The sequence below is a fragment of the Alphaproteobacteria bacterium genome, assembly GCA_020638555.1.
Classification (GTDB): Bacteria; Pseudomonadota; Alphaproteobacteria; order Bin95; family Bin95; genus JACKII01.
Map to the genome: position 1 here is coordinate 106,646 of JACKII010000007.1, position 24,249 is coordinate 130,894.

The 24,249-nt window shown below is 70.6% G+C and carries 20 protein-coding genes; 7 read left to right on the forward strand and 13 right to left on the reverse strand.

Annotation, left to right across the window (positions count from 1 at the left end; translation table 11 throughout):
- Window positions 1–101 precede the first annotated feature (101 nt).
- From dut to H6844_19735, 3 genes are read right to left on the reverse strand one after another with little or no spacing between them, the layout of a single operon-like run.
- Window positions 102–572: a dUTP diphosphatase gene (gene dut, locus H6844_19725; GenBank protein MCB9931632.1), complete on the reverse strand. Its 471-nt coding sequence runs from the start codon at window positions 570–572 to the stop codon at window positions 102–104.
- Entirely contained in the window at window positions 569–1,804 is a 1,236-nt protein-coding gene (gene coaBC / locus H6844_19730; protein MCB9931633.1) for a bifunctional phosphopantothenoylcysteine decarboxylase/phosphopantothenate--cysteine ligase CoaBC, read from the reverse strand. Before coaBC ends, dut begins: the two co-directional genes overlap by 4 nt.
- A gap of 20 nt (window positions 1,805–1,824) precedes the next feature.
- Window positions 1,825–3,189, reverse strand: a complete 1,365-nt coding sequence (locus tag H6844_19735; GenBank protein MCB9931634.1) for an MmgE/PrpD family protein — start codon at window positions 3,187–3,189, stop codon at window positions 1,825–1,827.
- 378 nt (window positions 3,190–3,567) lie between these two features.
- Between H6844_19735 and H6844_19740 the strand changes: the two genes are divergently transcribed.
- Window positions 3,568–4,587, forward strand: a complete 1,020-nt coding sequence (locus H6844_19740) for an alpha/beta hydrolase (GenBank protein ID MCB9931635.1) — start codon at window positions 3,568–3,570, stop codon at window positions 4,585–4,587.
- Window positions 4,588–4,601: 14 nt separating this feature from the next.
- Here the strand turns inward: H6844_19740 and H6844_19745 are convergent, their stop codons facing one another.
- Entirely contained in the window at window positions 4,602–5,897 is a 1,296-nt protein-coding gene (locus H6844_19745; GenBank protein MCB9931636.1) for a methyltransferase domain-containing protein, read from the reverse strand.
- A gap of 96 nt (window positions 5,898–5,993) precedes the next feature.
- Here H6844_19745 and H6844_19750 point away from each other — a divergent pair, with 96 nt between their 5' ends.
- Both H6844_19750 and H6844_19755 read left to right on the forward strand, forming a co-directional pair.
- A complete protein-coding gene (locus tag H6844_19750; GenBank protein ID MCB9931637.1) occupies window positions 5,994–6,524 on the forward strand; it encodes an O-acetyl-ADP-ribose deacetylase in 531 nt (176 codons plus the stop codon).
- A 120-nt stretch (window positions 6,525–6,644) separates the two neighbouring features.
- Window positions 6,645–7,508: a 3-hydroxyacyl-CoA dehydrogenase gene (locus H6844_19755; protein ID MCB9931638.1), complete on the forward strand. Its 864-nt coding sequence runs from the start codon at window positions 6,645–6,647 to the stop codon at window positions 7,506–7,508.
- Window positions 7,509–7,678: 170 nt separating this feature from the next.
- On the opposite strand, the gene H6844_19760 is transcribed toward H6844_19755, so the two are convergent.
- Both H6844_19760 and H6844_19765 read right to left on the reverse strand, forming a co-directional pair.
- Window positions 7,679–8,893, reverse strand: a complete 1,215-nt coding sequence (locus H6844_19760; GenBank protein MCB9931639.1) for an LLM class flavin-dependent oxidoreductase — start codon at window positions 8,891–8,893, stop codon at window positions 7,679–7,681.
- Between the two features lie 135 nt (window positions 8,894–9,028).
- Window positions 9,029–9,250 (reverse strand): hypothetical protein, encoded by a 222-nt coding sequence (locus H6844_19765; protein MCB9931640.1) that lies wholly within the window; start codon window positions 9,248–9,250, stop codon window positions 9,029–9,031.
- A 158-nt stretch (window positions 9,251–9,408) separates the two neighbouring features.
- Between H6844_19765 and H6844_19770 the strand changes: the two genes are divergently transcribed.
- Window positions 9,409–10,422: a ketopantoate reductase family protein gene (locus tag H6844_19770; protein MCB9931641.1), complete on the forward strand. Its 1,014-nt coding sequence runs from the start codon at window positions 9,409–9,411 to the stop codon at window positions 10,420–10,422.
- Between the two features lie 37 nt (window positions 10,423–10,459).
- Here the strand turns inward: H6844_19770 and H6844_19775 are convergent, their stop codons facing one another.
- From H6844_19775 to H6844_19805, 7 genes are all read right to left on the reverse strand, one after another.
- A complete protein-coding gene (locus H6844_19775; GenBank protein ID MCB9931642.1) occupies window positions 10,460–10,606 on the reverse strand; it encodes an entericidin A/B family lipoprotein in 147 nt (48 codons plus the stop codon).
- Window positions 10,607–10,910: 304 nt separating this feature from the next.
- Window positions 10,911–11,975 (reverse strand): amidohydrolase family protein, encoded by a 1,065-nt coding sequence (locus tag H6844_19780; GenBank protein ID MCB9931643.1) that lies wholly within the window; start codon window positions 11,973–11,975, stop codon window positions 10,911–10,913.
- Between the two features lie 59 nt (window positions 11,976–12,034).
- Window positions 12,035–12,451: a pyridoxamine 5'-phosphate oxidase family protein gene (locus H6844_19785; protein ID MCB9931644.1), complete on the reverse strand. Its 417-nt coding sequence runs from the start codon at window positions 12,449–12,451 to the stop codon at window positions 12,035–12,037.
- Complete coding sequence (locus H6844_19790; GenBank protein MCB9931645.1) at window positions 12,441–14,093, reverse strand: long-chain fatty acid--CoA ligase; 1,653 nt, start codon at window positions 14,091–14,093, stop codon at window positions 12,441–12,443. Before H6844_19790 ends, H6844_19785 begins: the two co-directional genes overlap by 11 nt.
- 324 nt (window positions 14,094–14,417) lie before the next feature.
- On the reverse strand, window positions 14,418–15,470 hold the full coding sequence (locus tag H6844_19795) for an Ldh family oxidoreductase (GenBank protein MCB9931646.1): 1,053 nt from the start codon (window positions 15,468–15,470) through the stop codon (window positions 14,418–14,420).
- Between the two features lie 120 nt (window positions 15,471–15,590).
- Window positions 15,591–15,884 (reverse strand): PAAR domain-containing protein, encoded by a 294-nt coding sequence (locus tag H6844_19800; protein MCB9931647.1) that lies wholly within the window; start codon window positions 15,882–15,884, stop codon window positions 15,591–15,593.
- Window positions 15,885–15,894: 10 nt separating this feature from the next.
- Complete coding sequence (locus H6844_19805; protein ID MCB9931648.1) at window positions 15,895–16,632, reverse strand: DUF4157 domain-containing protein; 738 nt, start codon at window positions 16,630–16,632, stop codon at window positions 15,895–15,897.
- A 225-nt stretch (window positions 16,633–16,857) separates the two neighbouring features.
- Here H6844_19805 and H6844_19810 point away from each other — a divergent pair, with 225 nt between their 5' ends.
- From H6844_19810 to H6844_19820, 3 genes are read left to right on the forward strand one after another with little or no spacing between them, the layout of a single operon-like run.
- Window positions 16,858–20,946 carry a baseplate J/gp47 family protein gene (locus tag H6844_19810; GenBank protein MCB9931649.1) on the forward strand — a complete coding sequence of 1,363 codons (4,089 nt, stop codon included), beginning with the start codon at window positions 16,858–16,860 and terminating at the stop codon, window positions 20,944–20,946.
- Window positions 20,943–21,791 (forward strand): hypothetical protein, encoded by an 849-nt coding sequence (locus H6844_19815; GenBank protein ID MCB9931650.1) that lies wholly within the window; start codon window positions 20,943–20,945, stop codon window positions 21,789–21,791. The genes H6844_19810 and H6844_19815 overlap by 4 nt, the downstream gene beginning before the upstream one ends.
- Window positions 21,788–24,241 (forward strand): hypothetical protein, encoded by a 2,454-nt coding sequence (locus tag H6844_19820; GenBank protein ID MCB9931651.1) that lies wholly within the window; start codon window positions 21,788–21,790, stop codon window positions 24,239–24,241. Before H6844_19815 ends, H6844_19820 begins: the two co-directional genes overlap by 4 nt.
- Window positions 24,242–24,249 lie beyond the last annotated feature (8 nt).

Sequence of the window (24,249 nt, forward strand, 5' to 3'; positions counted from 1 at the left end):
GGCAGGATCATGACGTCGGCCGCCGATGGATTGCTTCGTCGCCCGGATGGATCCGGGCTCCTCGCAATGACGTCCCGAAAAAGGGCCGTGCTCAAGCGTCGTCAAACCCCCGTCGAGCCGAATCCGCCTGCGCCGCGCTCGGTCCGGTCCAGGTCGCTGGCCGGCTGCCAGTTGGCGCGGGCGACAGGGGCCAGCACCAGCTGGGCGATGCGCAGGCCGCGCTCCACGGTGAAGGGGGCGACGCCGTGGTTGATGAGAATCGCGCCGATCTCGCCGCGATAGTCGGCGTCGATGGTGCCGGGCGCATTCAGCAGGGTCACGCCATGGCGAAGCGCCAGGCCGGAGCGTGGCCGCACCTGCGCCTCATAGCCGGCGGGGAGGGCGATGGCGATGCCGCAGGGCACCAGCGCCCGCTCGCCCGGTGCGAGGGTGACGGTTGCGCCCTCGGCCACGGCGGCCAGCAGGTCGCAGCCGGCCGCTAGCGCGGTCTCGTAGCGGGGCAGGGGCAGGTTCGCCGCGTGGTCGAGCACGCGGACGGCGACGGGGACGGGGACACGGACGGCGGCGCTCACGCGCGCCCCGCGTCCGCCAGGGCCTCGCCGAACTGCGCCGCGATGCGGTCGGCCAGCCGGTCCGCCACCTGGGCCTTGGTCATGCGCGGCCAGTCCTCCACCGCGTTTGCCGAGACCAGATGCACGGTGTTGTCATCGCCGCCGAACGTGCCGGTACCGGGCGAGACGTCGTTGGCGACGATCCAGTCGCAGCCCTTGCGGCCCAGCTTGTCGCGCGCATAGGCGACGACATTGCCGGTCTCGGCCGCAAAGCCGACCACCAGGCGCGGCCGGGCGTTGGCGGCGAGCGAGCCCAGGCTTTTCAGAATGTCCGGATTTTCCACCAAGGGCAGCGGCGGCGGTCCCTTGCCGTCTTTCTTGATCTTCTTGTCGGTGTCGAGGTCGACGCGCCAGTCCGCCACCGCGGCGGCGCAGACCGCGATATCCGCCGGCAAGGCGGCGTGGCAGGCGTCGTGCATCTGCCGGGCGCTTTCGATCCGCACCACGTCGACGCCGGCCGGGTCCGCCATGGCGGTGGGGCCGGAGACGAGGGTGGTGCGGGCGCCCAGACGGGCGAGCGCCGCGGCGATGGCATGGCCCTGCTTGCCGCTGGAGCGGTTCGCGATATAGCGCACCGGGTCGATGGCCTCCCAGGTCGGGCCGCTGGTGACCAGGGCATGGCGGCCGGCGAGCGGTTTCGGCGCCGCCTCGGCAGCAAAAAACCCCTCGATGGCGGCGACGATGTCCATCACCTCCGCCAGCCGCCCGGTGCCGATCTCGCCGCAGGCGAGGTTGCCGGCGCCGGGGCCGACCCGCAACACGCCGCGCGCCTCCAGCGTCAGCATGTTGGCCTGGGTGGCCGGGTGCTGCCACATCATCACATTCATGGTCGGACAGACCATCACCGGCTTGTCGGTCGCCAGCAGCGCGGTGGAGGCGAGGTCGTCCGCATGGCCGTGCGCCATCTTGGCCAGCAGATCGGCCGACGCCGGGCAGACCACCAGCAGGTCGGCCTCGCGCGAGAGGCGGATATGGCCCATCTCCGCCTCGTCGGTCAGGCTGAACAGGTCCTGATAGACCTTGTTCTCGCTGAGCGCCGCGACCGACAGCGGCGTCACGAACTCCGCCCCGCCTCGGGTCAGCACGCAGCGCACGTCCGCGCCCCGCTCGCGCAGGCGGCGGATCAGGTCGAGGCTGCGATAGGCAGCGATGCCGCCCGCGATGATCAGCAGAATGCGTTTGCCGTTCAGCATAAACCCTCTCTGCGCGCGGCTTAGCCGAACCGGCTGTCGGCGAGCCAGCCGGCCATGGCCGCCTGGTCTTCGAGGCCGGCAATGGCGGCGACCATGCCGTCCACCTTTTCGGCGCCGAGCAGCGGTGTGGCCAGCGCGCGGAATTTCTTTTCCAGCTTGGCCTCCTGCTCGCCCAGGTCGGTCATCGGCTGGCCGATGTCGAATTCCTGGCGCAGCACGGTGCCGTCCTTCTGGGTCACCACCACCTCGGAGAAGAATTTCTCGTAGTCCTCGCGACCGTGCACCACCACCTTCCGGCGCAGGTCGGCGACGCCGTCGACCTCGAATGTCTCGTCCTGATACAGCGACAGGCTGCCGTCCGCCTTGTTCAGCAGGCCGAGCGAGACATTGTGGGCCAGCGAGAATTTGGCCTCCAGGCCGCTTTTCGGCTCGGCGATGTCGCACATGCCGATGGCGTTGGTCGGCACGTTGATCTCGATCTTCTCGACCAGGGCCGGGTCGAAACCGTCCTGCAGGCGCAGGCGCAGCGCCGCCTCGGTCGGCGCGTGGGTGCCGTAGCAGGCCGGATGGTATTTGAACAGCGTGTCCTGGGTGTGGAACAACTCGCCGATCCGCTCCAGCGCGCGCTCGATGTCGACGCCCTCGGCCATGGTGTCGCCGAAGCCCTGGGCGATATCCAGCGTGTTCTCGCGGGCGGTGAAGCCGCGGGCCGCCAGGGTCGCGGCCAGCAGGCCGTTCTGCGCCGCCTTGCCGGCGTGCAGCGGCTTGGTCATGGTGCCGAAATTGCTCTTGAGGCCAGCGGCCTGGCTGGCGGCGATGCCGATGGCGCGGTTGGTCGCCTCCGCATCCAGGCCCAGCAGGTTGGCGCAGCCGGCCGCCGCGCCGATGGCGCCGATCGTGCCGGTGGAATGCCAGCCGCGGGCGTAATGGCCCTTGCTCATCATGCCGCCGATGCGCGCCAGCACCTCGACGCCGGCGACGAAGGCGGTGATGACCGCCTTGCCGTCCTTGCCGTGGCGTTCCGCCAGCGCCAGCACCGCCGGCATGACCGCGACGGTCGGGTGGCCGGTGAAAATGCCGAGCACGTCGTCATAGTCCAGCGCGTGCGCGGCCGAGCCGTTGTAGAGCGCGGCCTGGCTGGTCGAGGTCTTCTCGCCCCAGCCGATCAGGGTCGCGTGCGGCGCGCCGCCCTCGTCCTCGACCTGGGCATGCAGCATCTGGCTCAGCGGCTCGGATTTGCCGGCGAGCGTCACGCCCACCATGTCGAGCAGGCAGTGGCGGGCGACGGTGCGGGCCTCCACCGGGATGCGGTCGAAGGTCAGGGTGGCGGCGAACTCGGCCAGCGCCTCGGTGACTTTCGGTTCGTTGCGCAGCGTTTCGGCCATGGCGGTTCCTCCTGAAGGCCCAGGTCTGGGACGATTGGGCTACGATTCATGCGGCGGCGGCGGTCTCAGGTCAAGCGCGCGTCCGTTCCGGTCCGCCGAACGCCCATCCGGTCCCCGCCGGCGCAGGGTGCGAAGTTTGGCAAAAGTGTGACCACGATCACAGAAGGCCGGCGAAAGCGGTGCTAGGTTGGCTTCATCGAAAGAGGCGAAGTCCCGAGAGAGCACAGACCCAGGCCGAAGCCGGCCTGGGTATTTTTGTGGCCGGAGCCGGGCCGCAACCGGCCTGGGTATTCCATGGCCGGGCCCAGGTCGATTGTGGGGGCGGGACTACGCCTCTATGCTGCGGCAACGGAAACCGCAACCGGGCGCCGATGCATGATGACCGTGACGGAACACGTGGTTCGCACCAACGGCCACACCACTTTCTTCCTGGCCGCCGGACCGGAGGACGGGCCGCCGGTGATCCTGGTGCATGGCTGGCCCGAACTCTCCCATAGCTGGCGCCACCAATTGGCTTGCCTCGGCGGGCTGGGCTTCCGGGCCATCGCGCCGGACATGCGCGGCTATGGCCGTTCCAGCGTCTATGACCGGCACGAGGACTATGGCCTGCGCCCGATCGTCGGCGATCTGATCGGGCTCGCCGACGCGCTGGACATCGACCGGGCGGTTTGGGTCGGCCATGACTGGGGCGCGCCGGCGGTGTGGAGCCTGGCCGCCCATCATCCGGCGCGCTGCCACGGCGTCGCCAATCTCTGCGTCCCCTATGGCGCCCTCGACCGCGGGCTGGAGCCGGCCCTGCCGCTGATCGACCGCAGCGTGTATCCGGAGGCGGAGTTTCCCGTCGGCCAGTGGGAATACCAGCGCTTCTACGAGGAGAATTTCGCGGCCGCCATCGCTCCGTTCGACGCGGATCCCTACCGCGCCGTGAAGGCGCTGTTCCGCAGCGGCTCTGCCAAGGGGCTGGGCCAGGCGAGCCGGACCGCGTTCGTGCGTCGCGACGGCGGCTGGTTCGGCGGTGCGGATTTGCCCCCGGACGTGCCGCGCGACGCCGCCGTGGTCAGCGAGGCAGACCTGTCGGTCTATGCCGCCGCCCTGGCCCGCACCGGCTTTTTCGGCCCCAGTTCCTGGTATATGAACCACGCCGCCAACGCCGCCTATGCCGAGAGCGCGGCCGGTGGCGGGCGGCTGGCGATGCCGGTGCTGTTCCTGGCCGCCCGCTACGACTATACCTGCGAAAGCGTCGATTCGCGCCTGGGCGAGCCGATGCGGGCGCTGTGTGCGGACCTGACCGAACGGGTGATCGCGTCCGGCCACTGGATGGCCCAGGAACAGCCGGTCGCGGTCAACGCCGCCCTGGTCGGCTGGCTCGCCACCCGCCTGCCGCAGGTCTGGCCCTGAGGCGGCCGCGTCCGTCAGCCGGGCACGGTGCCGACGAACACGTGATGGCCGCGGGTCATGAAAAACGTGCCGGCAGCGATGGCCTCGGCCTTGGCGGCGAAATACTCTTTCCGTTCGGCCGGCGTCAGCAGGGATAGGGCATAGGCTTCCGGCTGGCCCAGCACCGGGCCGTCCGTGCGCTCGCTGGAGACGGTGTAGGGCCCCATGCGCACCGGCTCCAGACCGGCGGCCAGCGCCAGGTCGTACAGCTTGGCGCTGGCGACGCCGGCGGCGGAGACCGACTGCGCCGGCAGGCTGAACCGGGCCCGGGTTTCCGGCGAGACCGGCAGGTTCCACCACTGGTGCATCTCGGTCGCGCGCACCACCACGGCGACGCGGCCGCCCGGTTTCACCACGCGTTTCAACTCCGCCAGCGCCTTGGCCGCGTCGCATTCCTCCAGCACGGTGATGGTGTAGGCGGCGTCGAAGCTGTCGGCGGCAAACGGCAGGGTCTCGGCGCTGCCGGGCGCGAAGGCGATGGCGGCGTCGGCCTTCGCCGCCGCGATCCGCGCCTCGCCCAGCAGATAGGGGCTGAGGTCCAGGGCGGTCAGCGGGTTGCGGCCGCCGGTGTGGCGGGCGAACTGGATCGCCACCGCGCCGCTGCCGCAGCCGACATCCAGCACGGAAGCGCCGGGCGCTAGCGCCAGATCGTCGAACAGGCTCGCGCACATGCGCCGCCAGTCGGCCAGCGCCGCGCGCTCCTCCAGCAGCGCCAGCATGCCGAGCTTCGGCCCGGCGAGCGCCACCACCCGGAAGCGCTCCGCCAGCGCCGGCAGCAGCGGCTCCCATTGCGAGGGCGCCAGCGCCATCGGCGTCAGCAGCAGCACCGGGCCCTGGCCCAAGACGTGGTAGCGGATGTCGGCCACCTCGCCGCTTTGCTCCGGACCGCTGCCGGTATCGGCGCCGCCGATGGCCGTCATATGGGCGGCAATGCGGTCGACGAGATCGGGCCGGTCGGCACCGAGATCGGTCCAGCCCTCGGCGGCATAGCCCTCCAGCAGCGCGGTTTGCGCCGCCGGCAACTGGGGCAGGGCGCTGGCGGCGGTGCGGGCCAGCATGCCGCCTTCGGGCCGGATATAGAGCAGGCGTTCGCCCAGGCCGGCAAAGGCGGTGGGGTCGATGCGGGTGGGCGCGACCAGGGCGACGCCGGCCATGCGGTCCGGATGGGCGGCGGCGAGCCCGGCGATGTCGCCGGCCAGTTGCGTCGCCACGTGCGCGCGGGCGATGCCGAGCACGTCGAGCACGGCCAGGATGCGATCGGTCAGGGTCATGGTTTGCGGGCGTTCCTTTTGGGACTTTGGCGGGTTTGCCGGGCAGTCTATCGTGGTTTCGATCCGAGCCGAAGCCCGCTTGCCGGAGGTCCAGCCATGCCCGCCCAACTCGAACTGCTCCAGGGCGACATCACCCGCATTGCCGTCGACGCCATCGTCAACGCCGCCAACAGTTCGCTGTTGGGCGGCGGCGGGGTCGACGGTGCGATCCACCGCGTCGCCGGGCCGGAGTTGCTGGCGGAGTGCCGGACGCTGGGCGGCTGCCCGACCGGGGAGGCGCGGATCACCGGCGCCTACCGCCTGCCGGCGCGTCATGTGATCCACACGGTCGGGCCGATCTGGTCCGGCGCCCGCGACGACGACCCGGCGCTGGCGGCTTGCTATCGCAACAGCCTGCGGCTGGCGGTCCGGTATGACTGCCGCTCCATCGCCTTTCCGAGCATTGCCACCGGCGTCTATGGCTTCCCGTTCGAGCGCGCGTGCCGCATCGCGCTGGCGACGGTGCGGGGCGAAACCGCCCGCCTGCCGACCATTGAGCGCGTGGTGTTCGTCTGCTTCGGCGACCGCGACCACGACCGATTCCGGGCGATCCTGACGGCGGCAGAGGCATCGCCCGACGCCGGGTAAGCGAATCCGGTACTTTGTTACGCGTCCACTCGCGTGCTAGCATAAGGCAGTACCCGTTCGGGCGAAGGGCCTGTTTGGGCGAAGGGTACGGGGGCAGCGACGCTGAGGAGGTGCAGGCGCATGCGGATCGATCGAATCGTGGTGGCGGGCGGCGGTGTCATGGGATCGCAAGTCGCCTGGCAGGCGGCGACCCATGGCAAGACCGTGACCGTCTACGATGTCTTCGACGAAGGCCTGGCGCGCAGCCGGGCGTTTCACGAGGATTTCGGCAAACGGTTCGTCGCGCAAAAGCGCCGGACGGCCGAAGAGGTGGCGGCGGCTCGGGCGCGCATTTCCTACACCACCGACCTGGGAGCGGCGCTCGCCGGGGCCGGTCTGGTGATCGAACAGGTTCCCGAAGACCTGGGGATCAAGCAGAAATTCTGGCAGCAGGCCTCCGCATTGGCGGCGGCGGAGACCCTGTTCGCCTCCAACACCTCGTCGTTGCTGCTCAGCGACATGGTCGGCTTTATCGACCGCCCGGAGAAATTCCTCGCGCTGCATTTCTGCGTCGATGTGTGGGACGCCAATATCGGCGAGGTCATGGGGCAGGCGCAGACCGCGCCGGCGAGCTATGCCGCGATCACCGCCTTCGCCGGCGAAATCGGCCTGGTGCCGATCGAGGTCCGCAAGGAACAGCCCGGATACGTGCTGAACTCGCTGCTGATCCCGTGGCTGATCGCGGGCATCGACCTGCTGCGCAAGGGCGTGTGCGATGCCGAGAGCATCGACCGGACCTGGCAGATTTGCAACAAGTCCGAAATCGGGCCGATGCGCATGCTGGACATGGTCGGCATGAACGCCGCCTATCACATCGCCAGCAGTTGGGCCGCGGCCTATCAGGACGACCAGGCCGCCGCTGCCGCGGCCTTCCTCAAATCCGAGTATATCGACCGGGGCCGGCTTGGCATGGCGGCGGGGCGGGGCGTATTCGAGTACGGCTGAACCGTTCGGCCGCCCCCTTTGCCGGTCGATGCATTCTCAGCAGACAGCGTTGCGTTTGCAGCCGACCCTTCACCCTTCATTGTCCGGGAGGGCCGACCCCGGTCATTGCGGTTTCAAATAAAAGGGGAATTCGGTTGCCAACAACCGAATTCCCACCGGAGTCCGTGTCTCTACTCCGCCGCCACCGGCTTGCCCTGGCCGGGTGCGACCTTGGACAGATGGCCGTAGCGGTCCTTGTGGTCGGAGGTGTCCAGCTCGTCCAATTGGATGTCGCCGGCCAGCACCTGGCGCTTCCATTCCTGGTGTGCCGGCTCCTCGGCGTGGAATTCCGGCATGACCTCGCGGGCGAACAGTTCCAGGCTGTCGCAGATGTCCTCGTGGCTGTTCTTGCCGGCCTGGTTCAGCAGGATCACCTGGTCGATATGGCTGGTCTGGAAGCGGCGCAGCTTCTTGCGGATCGTGTCCGGCGAGCCGACCAGGCCGCCGCGCAGCGCCCGCTCGACGATCTCCGGGTTGGCGTCCTTCCACTTGGTGAACTCGTCCCAGAGATTGACCGAGGCCGCCGGCGGCCGCTCGCGGGTCTTCGACTGGCCGTAGAATTGCAGCGCGAACTGGAAGAAGGTCAGGCCCTCGGCCCGTTTGCGCGCTTCCTCGTCGGTCTTGGCGCACATGAAATAGCTGACCAGCGCCATGTTCGGGTTGATCTGGTAGTCGGCCAGCTTGTCCAGGCGCTTGGTGATGGCGTTGTAATACGCGCTGACCCAGGCGTGCGCCGCGTCGGCCGAGACGAACTGGAAGCCCAGCGCGCCCAGGCCGCGCCGGCCCGCCATCTCGATCGTGTCCAACTGCGAGCAGGCGACCCAGAGCGGCGGGTGCGGGCGTTGCAGGGGCTGCGGCACCACCAGGCGCTTTGGCATGGAGAAATACTTGCCGTTGAACTCCACCGGCTCGCCCGAGAACATCGGGATCACGGCCTGAACCATTTCCTCCCAGATCTCGCGCTTGTCCTCGAAGCGCACGCCGAACGGGTCGAGCTCGGTGTTGCTGGCGCTCTCGCCCATGCCGAATTCGACGCGGCCGCTGGAAAGCAGGTCCAGCGTCGCCACGCGCTCGGCAACGCGGGCCGGGTGGTTGGTGGTCAGCTGGATGATGCCGTGGCCGAGGCGGATATTCTTGGTCCGCTGGCTGGCCGCGCCCAGAAACACTTCCGGCGCCGGCGAGTGGGAGTATTCCTCGAGGAAGTGGTGCTCCACCTCCCAGGCATAGTCATAGCCCAGCCGGTCGGCCAGTTCGAGCTGCGACAGCGCATTCTGGTGCAGCATGTATTCGCTGTGCTGCTCCCACGGGCGCGGGATTTGCAGTTCGTAGAAAATGCCGAATTTCATGGGGACGTCGCTCCGCGGTAGAGGATAGACATGCACAGACATGCAGGTCTTTCGTCGTATGGGCGCACTCTAACGCGGAACCCGCCCGGCGCAAGGGGCCCGGCGTCCGGGCCCGGCTGAGGGCGGCGTGAAGCTTCAGGGCCGCATGAAGCTGTTGTCTTCCTCGTCGCCCAGATTGCGGGCGACGAATTCCAGTTCGCTCGCCACCGCTTCCGGTGCCTGCTCCTTCAGCAGCAGTTCGATGGCCTGGTCCAGCAGGGCGCGGCCGACCTGGTCGAGGGCGAGGCCGGCCTTCAGGCCCTCCTCGGCGGCGGCAAGGGCGTGCGGGCGGACGATGTCGGTGGGGCTTTTGGCCATGGCGAAACTCTTTCGGTGACGGCGGGGAGGGGAGACGATATCGGCCGCCCTGCGTTTGCGGGATGTGGCATGACCTCTTGCCCGCGACAGGCAGCGCCTCGCATGTTACCCTTCGGCCACAGGGTTCGGATTGACTTGGCGCAAGGAACCCGCCCCGATTGATCGGAACCCGAACGATCCGCAATGGCGAGGCTGATCCGATGAAAATCATCGTCATGGGCGCGGGCGCCCTCGGCTCCATTTCCGCAGCGCTGTTGCACGCGGCCGGCCATGACGTGGCCCTGGTGGCACGCGGCGCCCGGGCGGAGCATTTGCGCGCCAACGGCATTCGCGTGGAAGGGCTGGCAGAGGTGACGGCGGCCTGCCCGATCGTCACCGACCCGGCGACCCTGACCGAGGCCGACCTGCTGATCATGACGGTCAAGACCTTCGACACCGCTGCGGCCTTGCAGCAACTGGCCCATGTCAGGCCGGCCTCCTGCCTGTCGTTGCAGAACGGCGTGCAAAAGGACGACCAGCTGGCCGCCACCTTTGGGCGCGAAGCGGTGCTGGGCGCGATTGCCAACTTCTCCGGTGCGGTGCGCGACGACGGGGTGGCGCTGTTCACCGTCAATGCCAGCATCACCGTCGGCGAGCCGGCCGGCGGCGTCTCGCCCCGGGCGCAGGCGGTGGTGGATGCGCTGAACGGGGCGGGCATCAACGCCCACGGCAGCGCCGACATCGTGTCGACCACCTGGAGCAAGCTGATCATCTGGTCCGGCATGGCCATTGTCAGCACGCTGACGCGCGAGCCGAGCGTGCATGTGTTCTCCGACCCCGACACTGCATGCACCATCGCGCGCATCCACCGGGAAGTGCAGGCGATTGCGGAGGCCGAGGGCGCCGTGCCGGAGCCGGTGCCGCCCTATTCCAGCCCCGAATCCCTGGCCGCCACGGACGAGGCGGAGATGCTGCGGCTGGCCCTGGAGACCGGGGCGTTCTTCCAGGCCAATGCGCCCCTGCACAAGCATTCCATGCTCCAGGACCTGGAGCGGGGCAAGCGGCTGGAGGTGGACGAGACCCTGGGCGACCTGGTCGCCCGCGGCCGGCGGCTGGGCGTGCCAGTGCCGACGGTGGAGGCCGGCTACCGCATGATCGCCGGCATGGATCGCATCCGTCGGGCGGCGGGATGAGGCGTGGCGTGATGAGGCGTGGCCGGGGCGTCTTTGGCTAGAGCTTCTTCTTCACGTCTTTCGCGGTTTCTTCGATGGCGTTGCCGGTGGCTTTCACGTCCTTGCCGACGCCCTCGGCGGTGTTGCAGGCCGTGAGCCACGATCCGGCGGCGGCGATCAGCAGGAAACCCATCAGGGTGCGCATGGTCGATCCTTTCCGCTGCCGCCCTATGCAGGGTCGATGGCGGCAGCCAGACGTTACAAACTTCAGACTTCTTGCGGATAATTGGGGCGACATTCCGGAGGCCGCAAGGGCGGGGCGGTCGTAGCCCCGCCGTCCCGGCCCGGCATCCCATGCGGTGCGTCCCATGACCGAACATCGCGTTTCCCGGCCGCCGCGGAGCGGTGCGCCGGGACCGGCCGGCGGAGACGAACACCGGCGCCGCCGGTGTCCGCACGCCAACGCCGGCCCCGGATGGCGGCTCCGCCACCTCCGGGACCTAGGGCAGTCAGCCCAACAGGCCGAGGCGGTAAAAGCGGTCGGCGGTGCCGGCGAACAGGTCCCGCTTTTCGGCGGCGCTGGCGCCCTTGCTCAGCAGCTTGCAGGCGTTCCAATAGGCGCTATAGGGGTAGCTGCCCTTGTCCACCGGGAAATTGCTTTCGAACATGCAACGCTCGGCGCCGAAAACCTCGATGCAGGTATCGACATAGGGCTTCCAGGCGTCCGCCAGTTCCTGGGCCGCGGGCGGCTTCGGCCGGGTATGGAAGTCGTAGCCGTTCAGGCGCATGCCGATGCCGCCGACCTTGACCACCACGTTCGGGCAGGTGGCCAGTTCGCGGATCGCCGTGTTCCAGTCGCGGAACACCTCGTCGCGATGGCCGGCATAGGCGTTGACGCCCAGCGGCCCGCCGATGTGGTTGAGCACGATGTTCAGGTCCGGCAGATCCCGCGCCATCTGGGTCAGGTCCGGGATCTGCGGGTGATACAGCCAGGCCTCGAAGGTCAGGTTCAGCGGTGCGAGCTGTTTCAGGCCCGCCTGGAAGGTCGGGTCCAGTAGCGCGTGCTGGCCGGGCTCGTAGGCGGGGTTGCGCACCTCCGGGTCCGGGTCCCAGGCGACGATGTGGCGGATGCCACGGAAACGGCCGTTGCCGGCGGCGATGTGCGCCTCCAACACCGGCTTGACCTTCTCGCCCAGGAACATATCGGCGAACGAGACGATGCCGGCGCAGGCCGCGGTCTTGCCATAGCCGCCGGACGCGCTCATGGCGGCGACGCCGTTGGCGAACTCGGTCTCGCCGATGGCTTTCATCTCTTCCGGGCCGCCGGCGCGGTGCATGGCCCGGCATTGCACGAACACGGTGCCGATGATGTTGTGGCCGGAATTGCAGTCTTCCAGCAGGTCCGGCAGCATGTAGACCCAGTCGGACCGCTCCCAGAGATGATGGTGCGGGTCGATGATCGGCAGGTCCGGCTCCAGCGCCGGCTCGTCATACAGGGCGAGCCAGTCGGCGCGCGGATGCAGGTAGTGCGAGCCGCCGGACGGGGTCGGCGGGGCGGTGGGGAGCTTGGCCATGGCGTGGCGATTCCTCTGATTGCGGGGCGGCCTCTGGAACGGGCCGGCTGGTTGCGATCTTACGCACCGAGGCCGTAGCTTGACCAGCGCTCCGGCGTCAGCGTCACGCGCCAGCGGCTGCCGGCCTCGAATTCCGCCCGCATGCTCTCGGCATAGGCGGTGCCATCGGCTTTGCCCTCATAGCGAATGGCCATTTCCAGGATGTCGGCATAGGCCGCGGTCTCCAGCCGTGCCGGCCCCTCGACGCTGACATAGGCGTAGGGCGAGCGGTCGCGCTGGGCGGTGAGCGTGCAGCGGCCCGCCGCCGCGATCAGCCGGGCCTTGGGCGAGTCCTTGGCGGTCACGAACCAGGGCCGGCCCTCTGCGTCGAGCGCGTGCCAGACCGGCACGGCGAGCGGCCCGCGCCCCGGCGCGGCGACCGCCAGCATCGGCACAAAGGGCATGGCCAGAAAGGCGCGTTCGGTTTCATGCGACATGGCCGGCCTCCGATTCCGCAGGGTCCGTGAGAGCCGTCCGATAGCGCGCGCGCAGGTCGGCCTTCATCACCTTGCCGACGCCGTTTTTCGGCAGGCGGTCGACGAACACCACGGCGTCGGGCATCCACCATCGGGCGATGCGGCCGTCCAGGAAGGCCCGCACCGCGGCCTCGTCCACGTCCGCGCCGGCCGCGCCGGCCTCGGGCACGATCAGCAGCAAGGGCCGTTCCTGCCAGCGCGGATGGTCGACGCCGATGCAACAGGCCTCGGCGACGCCGGGACAGCCGGCGGCGGTGTTCTCCAGTTCGACGGAGCTGATCCACTCGCCGCCGGACTTGATCGCGTCCTTGGCCCGGTCCGAGATGCGCATATGCCCTTCCGGCCCGACCGAGCCGATATCGCCGGTGTCGAGCCAGCCGTCCACGGTCACGGGCGAGAGGTCCGGCCGGCGGAAATAGCCGGCGGCGACCGACGGCCCGCGCACCTGCAACAGGCCGACGCTTGCGCCATCGGCCGGCAGCACCAGGCCGTCCTCGCTGACCGCGCGCACGGCGGAGAGAAAGACCGGCTGGCCCTGGGTTTGCTGCTCCGCCCGCCGCGCGGCCTCGGAGGCATGCGGGTCCGGCACGGCGATGGTCAGCGCCTGGGTGGTCTCGGTCATGCCGAAGGCGTGGACCACTTTCGGCCCCAGCGCCTCCAGCCGGCGCAGCAGCGACTCCGGCGGGGCGGTCGCGCCGGTCCAGAGCTGGCGCAGCGGCCCGAAGTCGCCGCCGTCCTGCTGGAGTTCGCCCAGCAGGTCCATCAGCACGGTCGGCACGCCGCCGGAATGGGTGACGCCCTCGGCCCGGAACAGGTCCAGCATGGCGCGCGGGCTCACCACCCGGCCCGGCAGCACCATTTTCGCGCCCGTCAGCGGCGCCATATAGGGCATGCCCCAGCCATTGCAGTGAAAGAAGGCGGCGGCGCAGAGCACACAGTCGCCCTTGCCCAGATTCCAGCCGTTCTTGCCGGCGATGCTCAGCACGTTCAGCACCGTGCCGCGATGGCTGTAGAGCACCCCTTTCGGCTCCCCGGTCGTCGCCGAGGTGAAGCAGAGCGTGGAGGCGCGGCGCTCGTCGAACTCCGGCCACTCGAAGGTCGAGTCCCCTTCGTTCACGAGGTCCTCGTAGCAGAGGACGCCCGGCAGGGACGTTTGCGGCATCTCGTCGGCCGCGGCGAGGACGATCCAGTGTTCGACACCGGGGCAGTCCGGCGCGATGGCTTCGGCAAGCGGCAGGCAATCCCGATCGACGAACACCGCCCGGTCGCCGCAATGGTTGACGGTGTAGGCAAGGTGGCCTTCGTGCAGGCGCGGATTGGCGGTGTGCAGCACGCCGCCCGCACCGGGAACCGCATGCATCACCTCGAACAGGCGCCAGGTGTTCCAGGCCAGCGCCCCCAGGAAGGTATCCTCGCCGGCGAGCCCGCGCCGTGCCAGCGCCGACGCCAGCCGGCGGGCGCGCGCGTCGGCCTCGCGGTAGGTGGTGCGGTGGACGATACGCCCGGCCTCGGCGGTGGCGATCTCCCCCTGCGGAAAGACGCGGGCCGCATAGGCCAGCGTCTGGCTGGTGAGCAACGGGGCGTCCTGCATCAGCCCGAGCATGGCGGTTCCTCCAGGGGCGCAAGATTGGCGGCGAGCCTGGCGTGGGGCGGAGCCGGGAGGGAAGGCGGATGGGCCTGGCAGCCGCCCGCACACTCCCATTCCTCTCCGCTTTCCCGGCCGGAGCCCGCCTTTGGCGGGGGGCGAGCCGGGACCTCCGACCGGGAGGCCTCCGGTCGCCGCGGCAACTCTATGGGCGAGGCCTCCGGTCGCCGCCGCCCGATCGGCGAGCGGGCCCGGATCGCCGCAACTCTATCGGTCGGAGATCCCGGATCGCGGCTTCGCCACGTCCGGGAAAGCGGGACGGGGGCGCACCGCGTCGGCGCCCTACATCCCCAGCGTGTCCTTCAGCCCGTATTCGGTCGCGAGCTCGGTCAGCTTCGCCCAGGTGGAGTCCTCGATCTCGATGCCGTCGCGGCGGCGGGCCTCTTCCTTCAGATGCTCGATCTCGCCCGGATAGAGCACGCCGTTGCTGCCGGCGGCGGGCGGCGTCTCTTTCAGATAGCGGGCGAAGTCGGCCACGTCCTTCTTGAAGGTGGCGACATCGCGGAACGAGGCGACGTTGAACACCGCCATGAAGCAGCCGTCATTGTGCTTGCCGGTCGGGTCGACGCCGAAGCCGAGCCCCGTCAGCAGGCCGCAGAGGATCTCCACCATCACGGCGAGGCCGGTGCCCTTGTAGCCGCCGTCCGGGCCGCCCAGGGGCAGCAGCGCGCCGCCCTGGCGCAGCTGTTTCGGGTCGCGGGTGCCGTGGCCGTCCGGGCCGATCACCCAGCCGTCCGGCACCTCCTCGCCGCGGGCGACGGCGACGGCGACCTTGCCGGCCGCGGCCGCGCTGGTGGCCATGTCGAGGAACAGCGGCGCGCCCAGGTCGGAGGGCACGGCGATGGAGATCGGGTTGGTGCCGAGCCGCGCCTCACGGCCGCCGAACGGCGCCACCGCCTTGGGCGAGCGGCCGGAATCCGCCGTGATCAGGCCGATCATGTCCTCGTTCGCCGCCATCAGCGGGTAATTGGCGAGCCGGCCGATATGGCTCTGGTGATAGACCGTCGCGGCGGCGATGTTCGAGGTCCTGGCCTTCTCGATCAGGGTGCGCATGGTGCGCTCGGTCACCGCAAAGCCGAAGCCCCAATGGCCATCGACCACCATGTGGTTGGCGGATTCCTTCACCACCTCGTAGGGCGCGCCGGGCACGATATGGCCGCGCTTCACCCGGTCGATATAGGTGGGGATCGCGATAATGCCGTGGCTGTCATGGCCGGCGAGATTGGCGCCGATACAGCCTTTGGCGACGACGGCGGACTCGTAGTCGGAGCAGCCGGCGGCCTTCAGCAGGGCTTCGCCGATGGCTTGCAGGCGATCATGGGCGACGGTGGGCATGAGAGGGCGTGTCCTTCCCGGGGCGATGTTCGTGCGATTTTGGGTGGCGCCGATGGTGCGGCGGACGCGCGCGGGCGTCAAGCGCCGACGGCCGCCGTGGCAGCCGATCCGCCCGCCGGGCTAGCCGCCGATCAACACCGTGAATTCGCCGAGGACGATGACGCCGCCATGGGCCGTCTGGTCGCCGATGCGGGCTGCCGGCAGCTTGTTGATGAACACGGTGGCGGAGCCCTTGACGATGGTGTCCGGCGGGCCGACGCAGGTCAAAGGGTCCGAGACGCGGGCCGCGGGCAGCTTGCCGATCAGCACGTTCGGCGAACCGTTGACGATCGGCCCGCCCACATGCGGCACCAGCCCGGTGACCATCGGGCAGGTGTGCATGTCGCTGAGGCGGGCGGCGGGCGGTCCGGGCATGCTGGCGGTGTCAGCCCTCGCCGTCGCGGGCGAGACGGTTCTGGCGCACGCCCTCGCTGGCGGCGCGGGCGCCCATCACGTCGGCCTCGCGCTCCAGGCCCGGGTCGTCGTTCAGCGGCAGGCCGGCGACACTGCCGGTCGGCTGCACCCGGCCCTGGCGCTGCTGCACCGTGTGCCAGGCTTCGTGGCCCAGATGCTGTTCCTGGCCCGGTGCGACATGGATCGTCGACCCCTGGGTGTAGGCCAGCGCCCCGACCGAGGCGGGGGCGGACGAGTTGTAGTGCACCCGCACATCGCTCATGTCATGGCCGGAGAGGCTTTCCAGCCCGGCTTGCAGATGGCCCGGCAGGCCGCCGCCGGTCGCGCCCGCCGCCGTGGCGGCCGCTCCGGCCTCCCGTTGCACGGGGCCAGCGAACTTGCCCTGGAGTTCTTCGTCCTCCAGCCCGCCCATGCGCTGGACGGAATCGGCGAACTTGCCCTGGAGTTCTTCGTCCTCCAGCCCGCCCATGCGTTGGACGGAATCGGCGAACTTGCCCTGAAGTTCCTCCTCCTCCGGCCCGCCCATGCGTTGCACCGAGGCATCCGCCCGCAGTTGCAGGGCGGTGGCGGCCTGGCTCTGCCGGCTGGCGGCGGCCCGGCGCTGGAGTTGCTGCAAGTCCAGGCTGGCGGCGGTGGCCGGCGCCGCCAGCCCCACGGAAACCGCGGGCTTTCCGGCAGCCGGACGAGCCTTTCGGGTGGTCTGACGCATCGGCATCACCCTTTCCTTGGCCAATGGCCCTGCCAGCATAACGGCCATCCGAAGACGGCGGCAAGGCTGCAAGCGGACGTCGAGCGGGAACAATAGCCTATTCGATCTTGCCAAAACAGGCACTTGTGGTGCTAGCATGCGCCGTTACTTCTGGTTGCGCAGACGGTTGGGCTGGGGCCGGCTCGTCGGCCGTTCGCGCCCCGGCCCCATCGTGAGGGAGACAGCGTGGCAGATCCGGGTCATTGGCGGTTCGGCGATGGCGTGCGGCAGGGCGACCGCCTGCCCGAGGCGCTGGCCGACGGCTATTTCCACGTGGACGAGCGCAATTTCGCGGCCCTGCTGGCCGGCCTGTCGGAAACCGCCGGGCGGCTGCCCTTCGTCGATCAGGCCAATCGGTTCGCCGGCACCTGGCAGCGCCTGTTCGCGCGCGAGGATCTGGTGGTGATGGCCGAGATTCTGGCCACGCGCACCGCGCCGCTGGAGCGCCGATTCCTGGACGCGCTGCACCGCGACCCCGCAAAGGCCGGCGCCGAGTTGCGGGATCTGGCCGCGCGCATCGACGGCTGGTTGCAGCGGTTGGGGCAGTTGCCGGCCCGGCCGGCGGTCGAACTGCACCGACGCACGGCGGAACTGGTCCGCACCCGCTTGGGGCCGGCCCTCGCCCACCTGCCGGCGGCGCTGTTGCCGAGCGGGCTCGACCCGGCCTGGGGGGCGGCTCGCGATGCCGATCGCCGGAGCGCCGTCCCGCCGGGCCACGATCCCCGCCACGACCCCCGCCACGGTCTGCAAGGCGGGTTCTCGACGCTGATCAGCGCCGTGCGCCTGTTGCAGTCCATGGTGCCCGCCTATTTCCAGGACAGCCTGGCACGGGCCGACCATGAGCCGGCCTTTGCCCTGGTGCTGGCGTTTCTGCGGCTGTTCGGCGACACGCAGCAGCATCTGAACGGCTTCACCCGCCGCCACAACGACTTCTATTACCGCGACGTGCTCGGCACCCGCGAGCGGCCGGCCATGCCGGAGCAGGTGCTGCTGGCGTTTCCGGCCGCCACGGCGCGCGAGGCCTTGCCGATCCGCCGCGGCGACCCGGTGCTGGCCACCACCGCCGACGGCGCGCCGCCGCTGCGCTTTCAGGCGGATGCGGAGGCGTTCGCGTCGACCGCGCGGATTGCCGGCCTGCACGCCCTGCATTTCGAGCGGGACCCGCTGCTTTCGCCCCAGCGCGAGATGGACTTCGTCACGCGCATCCACCGGCTGCGCCTGCCGGTCGAACCGCCGGCGGAGCAAGGGGCGCCGTCCTGGTCGCTGTTCGGGCGCGACGCTGCCGGGGCGGAGGCCGCCGATGCCGCACCGATGGGGCTGGTGGTCTCGACGCCGCTGCTGCTGCTGCGCGAGGGCCAGCGGCGGCTCGACCTGCAACTGGTGCTGCGGCCGCTGGGCGGACGCGCCGGCGCTGCGGCCGGCGCGGTGCTGGACCCGGCCCGGTGCGAGACCTGGCTGCGTGCCGACCCCGGGCTGGTCGATGCGTGCGGCCTTGGCCCGGCGAAGACGGCCGCGGCGCGGATCATCGCCGGGTCGACGCCGGCGCAGCGGACGGTGCAGCCGGCCCATGCGGCGCTGTTTCCGGACGATCCGCTCTATCTGGTGTTCGTGCTCGCCCTGATCCGCATCGCGACGCCGGAGCGGCCCCGAGGCTTCTCCGCACCCTTCGGCCGCCTGATGGCCCGCCTGATGCTGGGGCCGGACCGGCGCGTCCCATCCGCCTTATCGGCCGCCGAGCAGGCCCTGGTGGACGAACTGGCCGACGCGGCCGACCGGGTGCTGGCCGGCAGCGATGCGCCGGAAGGCGGCGATCGCCATGGCCATGGCGCTTCGGTGCGCACCCTGCTGACCGAAAGCCGCGTGTATCAGTACGCCAAGTATCTGAGCGACGCCTTCACCCTGGACCTGTCGACCGCCAAAGGCTGGCTGCGCATTCCCGAGATCGGCGTCGCCCCGCTGGAGACCGAGGCCGGCGCCTCCGGCCGGATCGGCCTGCGGATCGTCTGCGATCTGGCGCCGGATGCGCCGGCGATCGAGGCGGACCCGACCGCGCCGGCGGCGGGCGGGGACCGTCTGCCGGTTCCGGCGGCCCGCTTGCTGCTGGCACCGGGCGCGACGCTCTGCGCCTACAGCCTGCTGGCGCCCTTCGTGCTGGAGGAGGTGGAGGCGGTGGTGGCGGTCGAGGGGCTGCGCAGCCTGAAAGGCTATAGCGAACTGGGGCCGGTCGACGCCACCAAGCCGTTCCAGCCCTTCGGTCCCGCGCCCCGCATCGGCTCCAGCTTCATTGTCGGCGCCTACGAACCCGCGTTGAAACGGGTGGAGACCGCCCATCTGCGGCTGGTCTGGTCCGGCCTGCCGCGGGATTTCGGCGGCTTTCCGGCCTATTACCGCCAGTATGGCGAGGACTGGTCCGATGCGCGGTTCGGCGCGGAGATCGACTGGCTGGCCGGTGGGGTGTGGGTGCCCGCGAGCGGCGGCGAGCCGGTGCCGCTGTTCGGCGCCGTCGACGGGGCCAGCCGGCTGCCGGCGACCCGGACCCTGGACATGCGCTCGCCGGCGGCGGCCGAGCCCCTGCCGCCGAGGCTGGCGGCCACCGACTTCCGCTACGACCTGGCGGCGCAAGGCGGCTTTGTGCGCCTGCGGCTGACCGGTCCGCCGGGGGCGTTCGGGCACCAGCTTTATCCCTTGCTGCTGTCCCGCAACATGACCCGGACCGCGTTTTGGCGCGGGCCGCGCGAGCCGATCAACCCGCCCTACACGCCAGTGCTGGCCGGGCTCGAACTGGACTATACGGCGCGCACCATCATCCGGGTCTCGCAGGTGCCGCGCGAGCACGCCTATCGCCAGGCCGAGTTCATCGACCATGTGGTGCCTTATGGCAGCGAGGAGGTGCACCCGGTGCCGCTACAGCCGGAGCCGGGTCCGTTGCAACGGCGGCCGGCGGATGGCGCGCTCCATATCGCGCTTTCGGGCACCGGGCCGGGCAAGCCGGTGTCGCTGCTGTTCTGGATGGCGGAACGGGCGCGCCGCCGGCGCCGCTACGATGTGCCCGCGGTGGCGTGGCAGTATCTGGCCGACGGCGCCTGGCGTTCGCTGCCGCACGACCTGGTGCTGGCGGACACCACCAGCGCGCTGATGCGCTCCGGCCTGCTGACCCTGACCCTGCCGGACGACCTGGCGGAGGCGGGGGACGCGGCCGCCGGCGGGCCGCGCGTGCCCGGAACGGGCCACTGGCTGCGGATCGTCACCGACGCCGACCCGGCCACCTTCCCCCGCGTTGCCCGTCTGCTGGCGAACGGTCTAACCGCCTCGCGCGTGGTGACAGACGGCGTGCCGCACAAGCCGCTGCCCGCCGGCATCGCCTGGCAGTTGGAGACGACGCCGCCGGGCCTCGGTGCCATGGTGGAGGTGCGGGCCGCAACCGGCGGCCAGCCGCCGGAGACGCCCCGGCAGTTTCGCGCCCGCATCAGCGAGCGGCTGCGGCACCGCCAGCGCGCCGTCACCGCCTGGGATTATGAGCGGCTGGTGCTGGAACAATTCCCCCAGGTGCATCTGGTGAAATGCTTCCCCGTGCTGGATGATGCCCGGCCGGATGCGCCGGCGGCCGGCAAGGTGCTGCTGGTGGCGGTGCCCCAGGCCCTGGCATCCGGGCCGCAACGCTATGGCGAGCGGCGCATGCTGGACGCGCTCAGCCTGCGCGAGATCCAGACGGCGCTCACCCGCCAGGCCCCGGCGGGCGCGCGGGTGGAGGTGCGGAACGCGGCCTATGACATGATCCAGGTGCGCGGCCGGGTCCGCTTTTCCGACGCGGCCGACCGCGGCCGCCTGTTGCGGGCGCTGGTGGAAGACGTTTCGGCCTATCTGAGCCCCTGGGACGACCGCGGCCAGCGCCTGGGGTTCGGCTGGCAGTTGAATGCGGCGGACGTGCAGGCCTTCATTGCCGAGCGCGACTATGTCCGCCATGTCTCGGAGTTCGGCATGCTGATGATAAGCGTCGACGATCACGGCTGTTATCGCCTGGCGGACACCGCCCCGCCCGCGCCGGCGACGGCGCCCGTCCTTCCCGCGCAGACTGCGGCCGATCCGTCGGCACACAGAGCCGCGGCGAACGGCGCGCGCAGCCTCGCATACTCGGTGCCGTGGAGCCTGCCGCTGCCGCTCCACTGGCAGGCGCTGGAGGCCGTGCAATCCGACGAACGGCGGCCGGCGGGCGCGGCCGGCGTCGGCCTGCTGGGCGTGGGGTCAACACTGGTGGCGACGGGACGAGAGCCATGAGCGGCAGAGGGCGCGACCGCCGGACCCTGCGCAACTATTTCGACGACGGCGCGCTGCCCAGCGGCGAGCATTTCGGCGAACTGATCGAATCCACCGTCAACAAGGTCGACGACGGTTTCGACAAGACGCCGGCCGACGGCCTGAAACTCACCTGGCTGGCGGCGCCGAATTTCATCAGCCTCTATCGCGGCGACCGGTTCGGGCCGCCGGTCTGGCGGGTGGCGCACGACCCGGATGCCGACGTGCTGCAATTCAACAGCGAGCGCGAGGGCGCCCAGACCAGTCTGGCGGTGGCGCGCGGCCAGGTCGGGGTCAACACCGCCGCGCCGTCTGCGACGCTGGACGTTGCCGGCGTCGTGCGCGCCCGGGGGCGGATCGGCTATCCGGCGGCCAAGGGCGGCGTCGCCGCCGACGGCGAATGGCACCCGATCACCGACTGGATCACCGGCTGCCAGGCCTTCGAGGTGATGGCCGGCGTCGGCGGCGGCAAGGGTTCCGGGCGCTATGCGATGCTGCACGCGGTGGCGATGAATGCCTACAATCCGGGCCGGCGCCTGTTCGGCTGGTTCTTCCCCGGCAGCCGGCGGATTCGCACCACCAGCGCCGCCTATGGCCGGATGCGCGACCGCATCCTGCTGCGGTGGCGAACGGCGCCGGACGATGCCCGGCAATTCCGCCTCGAATTGCGCTCGCGCTGTCCGTTCGACGAGGGCGTCAGGGTGCGGGCGCATCTGACCCAACTCTGGCACGATCCGGCCATGACCGGCGACAATCCCGAGGCCCGGCCGCCGGCCTCGGACAGCGGCAATGGCGGCACCGCTGCGGGCGACGGTCCGGCCGAATGACCGAGACGCCGCCGCTCGATTTCCAATCCCTCCGCCTGCGCGGGCTGGACTGGCTACAGCGGTATGCGGGCGAACGCTGGACCGACTACAACGTCCACGATCCCGGCGTGACCCTGCTGGAGGCGCTGGTCTACGGCCTGACGGATCTGGCCTATCGCGTCGACTTCGCCACCGCCGACCTGCTGACGCCGCGCCAGGACCGGCTCGATCTGGCCGCGCTCGGCCTGTTGCCGCCGGAACAGGCGCTGCCGAGCCGGCCCGCGACGCCGGAGGACTGGCGCGCCGTGATCCTGGACGCGGACCGGTCCATCGACAACGCCTGGGTCGATCCGGTCGTCGACGATCCCGGCTGCCTCCGCATCAGCCTGTTCGCCGGCAGGGTGCGGGGCGGTGACGCCCGCGCGGGCCTGCTGCGCTGGGTGCGGGCCGCTTTCGACGCCAACCGCAATGCGGGCGAGGATGCGGCAACCATCGGTTTCGTGCGTGAAATTCCCTGCACGCTGGCCGTGGAAGCCGAGGTTGAACGCGACCGCGAGCCCTCGGAGATCGCGGCGGAGATGTTTGATCGTTGCGCGGCGTTGTTGACGGCGGGCGTCCGGGCCGTGCCGTTCGAGGAGTTGCGACGGGCCGGGGCGCCCCTGGACGCGGTGTTTCTGGGGCCGCTCGGCCAGTGCGGCCTGTTCGACCGCGAGCAGTTGCGCGACACGGCCAGCAGCAGCGTTCCGACCGACCTGCTGGACGATGCGGCACAGGCGCCGGAGCGGTTTTTCCGGGCGGTCGGGCAAATTGCCGACGTGCGCTTCGTCCAGGGGTTGCGACTGGTGCTGCCGCAAGACGGGTTGCCGGCGCCGGGAGAGGCGGCGGTGCTGGTGTTGCAACAGCCGGTCGCGGGCGCCGGCGGCGCTGCGGGCATCGCGCTCACCAGCCGCGGGCGTCCCCTGCCGGTCGACCCGGTGCGGATGGGCTATCACATCGACCGGTTCGCGCTCGAACGCTCCGACCGCATGCGGCCGCATCAGAGCCCGGACGCCATCATCGAGCGCCCGGTCGGCCATTATCTGGGGGTGGACCGCTACACGCTGGTGCAGAGCCATCTGCCCCGGCTCTATCACGTCACGCCGCAAGGCCTCGGCCCCAGCGCCACCGAGGCGGAACGGGCGCGGGCGCGGCAGTTGCGCGGTTTCCTGTTGCAGTTCGAGCAGGCTCTGGCCGATTTCCTCGCCCATCTGGACGCGCTTCCGGCGGTGTTCGCCGCCCGCGACGGCGAGGCCGGCTATCGCCATTCCGCCGCACCCGGTGCCGGCCTGCCGGCGGAAGACCGCGATCTCTACCCCTCGGCGCCGGGAATGGCCGGGGGTATGGCCGGTGTGGGCGACGCCTACACCGACGCACTCGACCGGCGCGGGCGGGTGCTGGACTATCTGCTGGCGCTCTACGGCGAACAGTTCTCGCAAAATTCGCTGCGCAGCTTCGACCTGTACCGGGTCGGCGTCGAGAAGGACGAGGCGGTGATCGCCAATCGCGAACGCTTTCTCGCCCAGGTCGCCGGCATGACGCGCGACCGTGGCGGCGGCGCCGATCTGCGCCTGGCGGAGGACGCCGGCGGGCTGGCCCGTCGCCTGGCGCTGCTGCTGGACCTGCGCCCGGCGGGCGAGCCGCCGCGACTGACTGCGGGCCTGGGCGACCGCTCGGCCGACTATTACTGGGACCCGCCGGCCGGCCGCCAGCGCCATGCCCGCATCGCCCGCACCCGGCTGCCCGAGCCGCTTGAAGGCCAGGCCTTGCTGAGCGACGACGGCGCCGGCGTCGACCTCGACGGCCTGATCGCGGCCCTGCGCCCGCACGATCTCCTGACGCCCGGCCCGATCCATCCCTCGCTGGTGGCCTTCGGCTGCCAGCTCGACCGCTTCGCCATCCGCCGCAGCGCGGACGGCTGGTGGCTGCTGCTGGACGATGGCGAGCCGGACGACGTGCTGGTGGTCGGCCTGTTTCGCGACCGGGCGACGGCCCGGCGCGTCGCCAATCTGGTGCGGCGATTCTCGGTGCAGGTCTGCCGCAATGCCGAAGGCGTGTTCGTGGTGGAAGGGGTGTTGCTGCGGCCCCGCTCGGACGCCGCCTTCGCTGCGCCGTTGCGGCAAAGGCAGCAAGCGCGGCAAATGCGGCTGACGGCCGTCTTCTCCGGCTGGACCGCGCGCACCGCGCAGCCGGGCTTCCGCTCGCTGGCGCGCGAGACCCTGCGCCTGAACAGCCCCGCGCATCTGATGGTGGAGGATTGCTGGCTGGAGACGTTCGAGGCGCTGGCCGCGTTCGAGCAAGCCCATGCCGACTGGCGGGCCGCACTGGCGGCGCTGGCGGATGCGCCGGGCGAGGCGGCGCGGGCCGAGGCCGCGGACCGGGCGGCGCTGCGGCTGGTGGGCTTGCTGGAGCCGGCTTCGCCCGCCGGGCCCTAGGCGTGCCC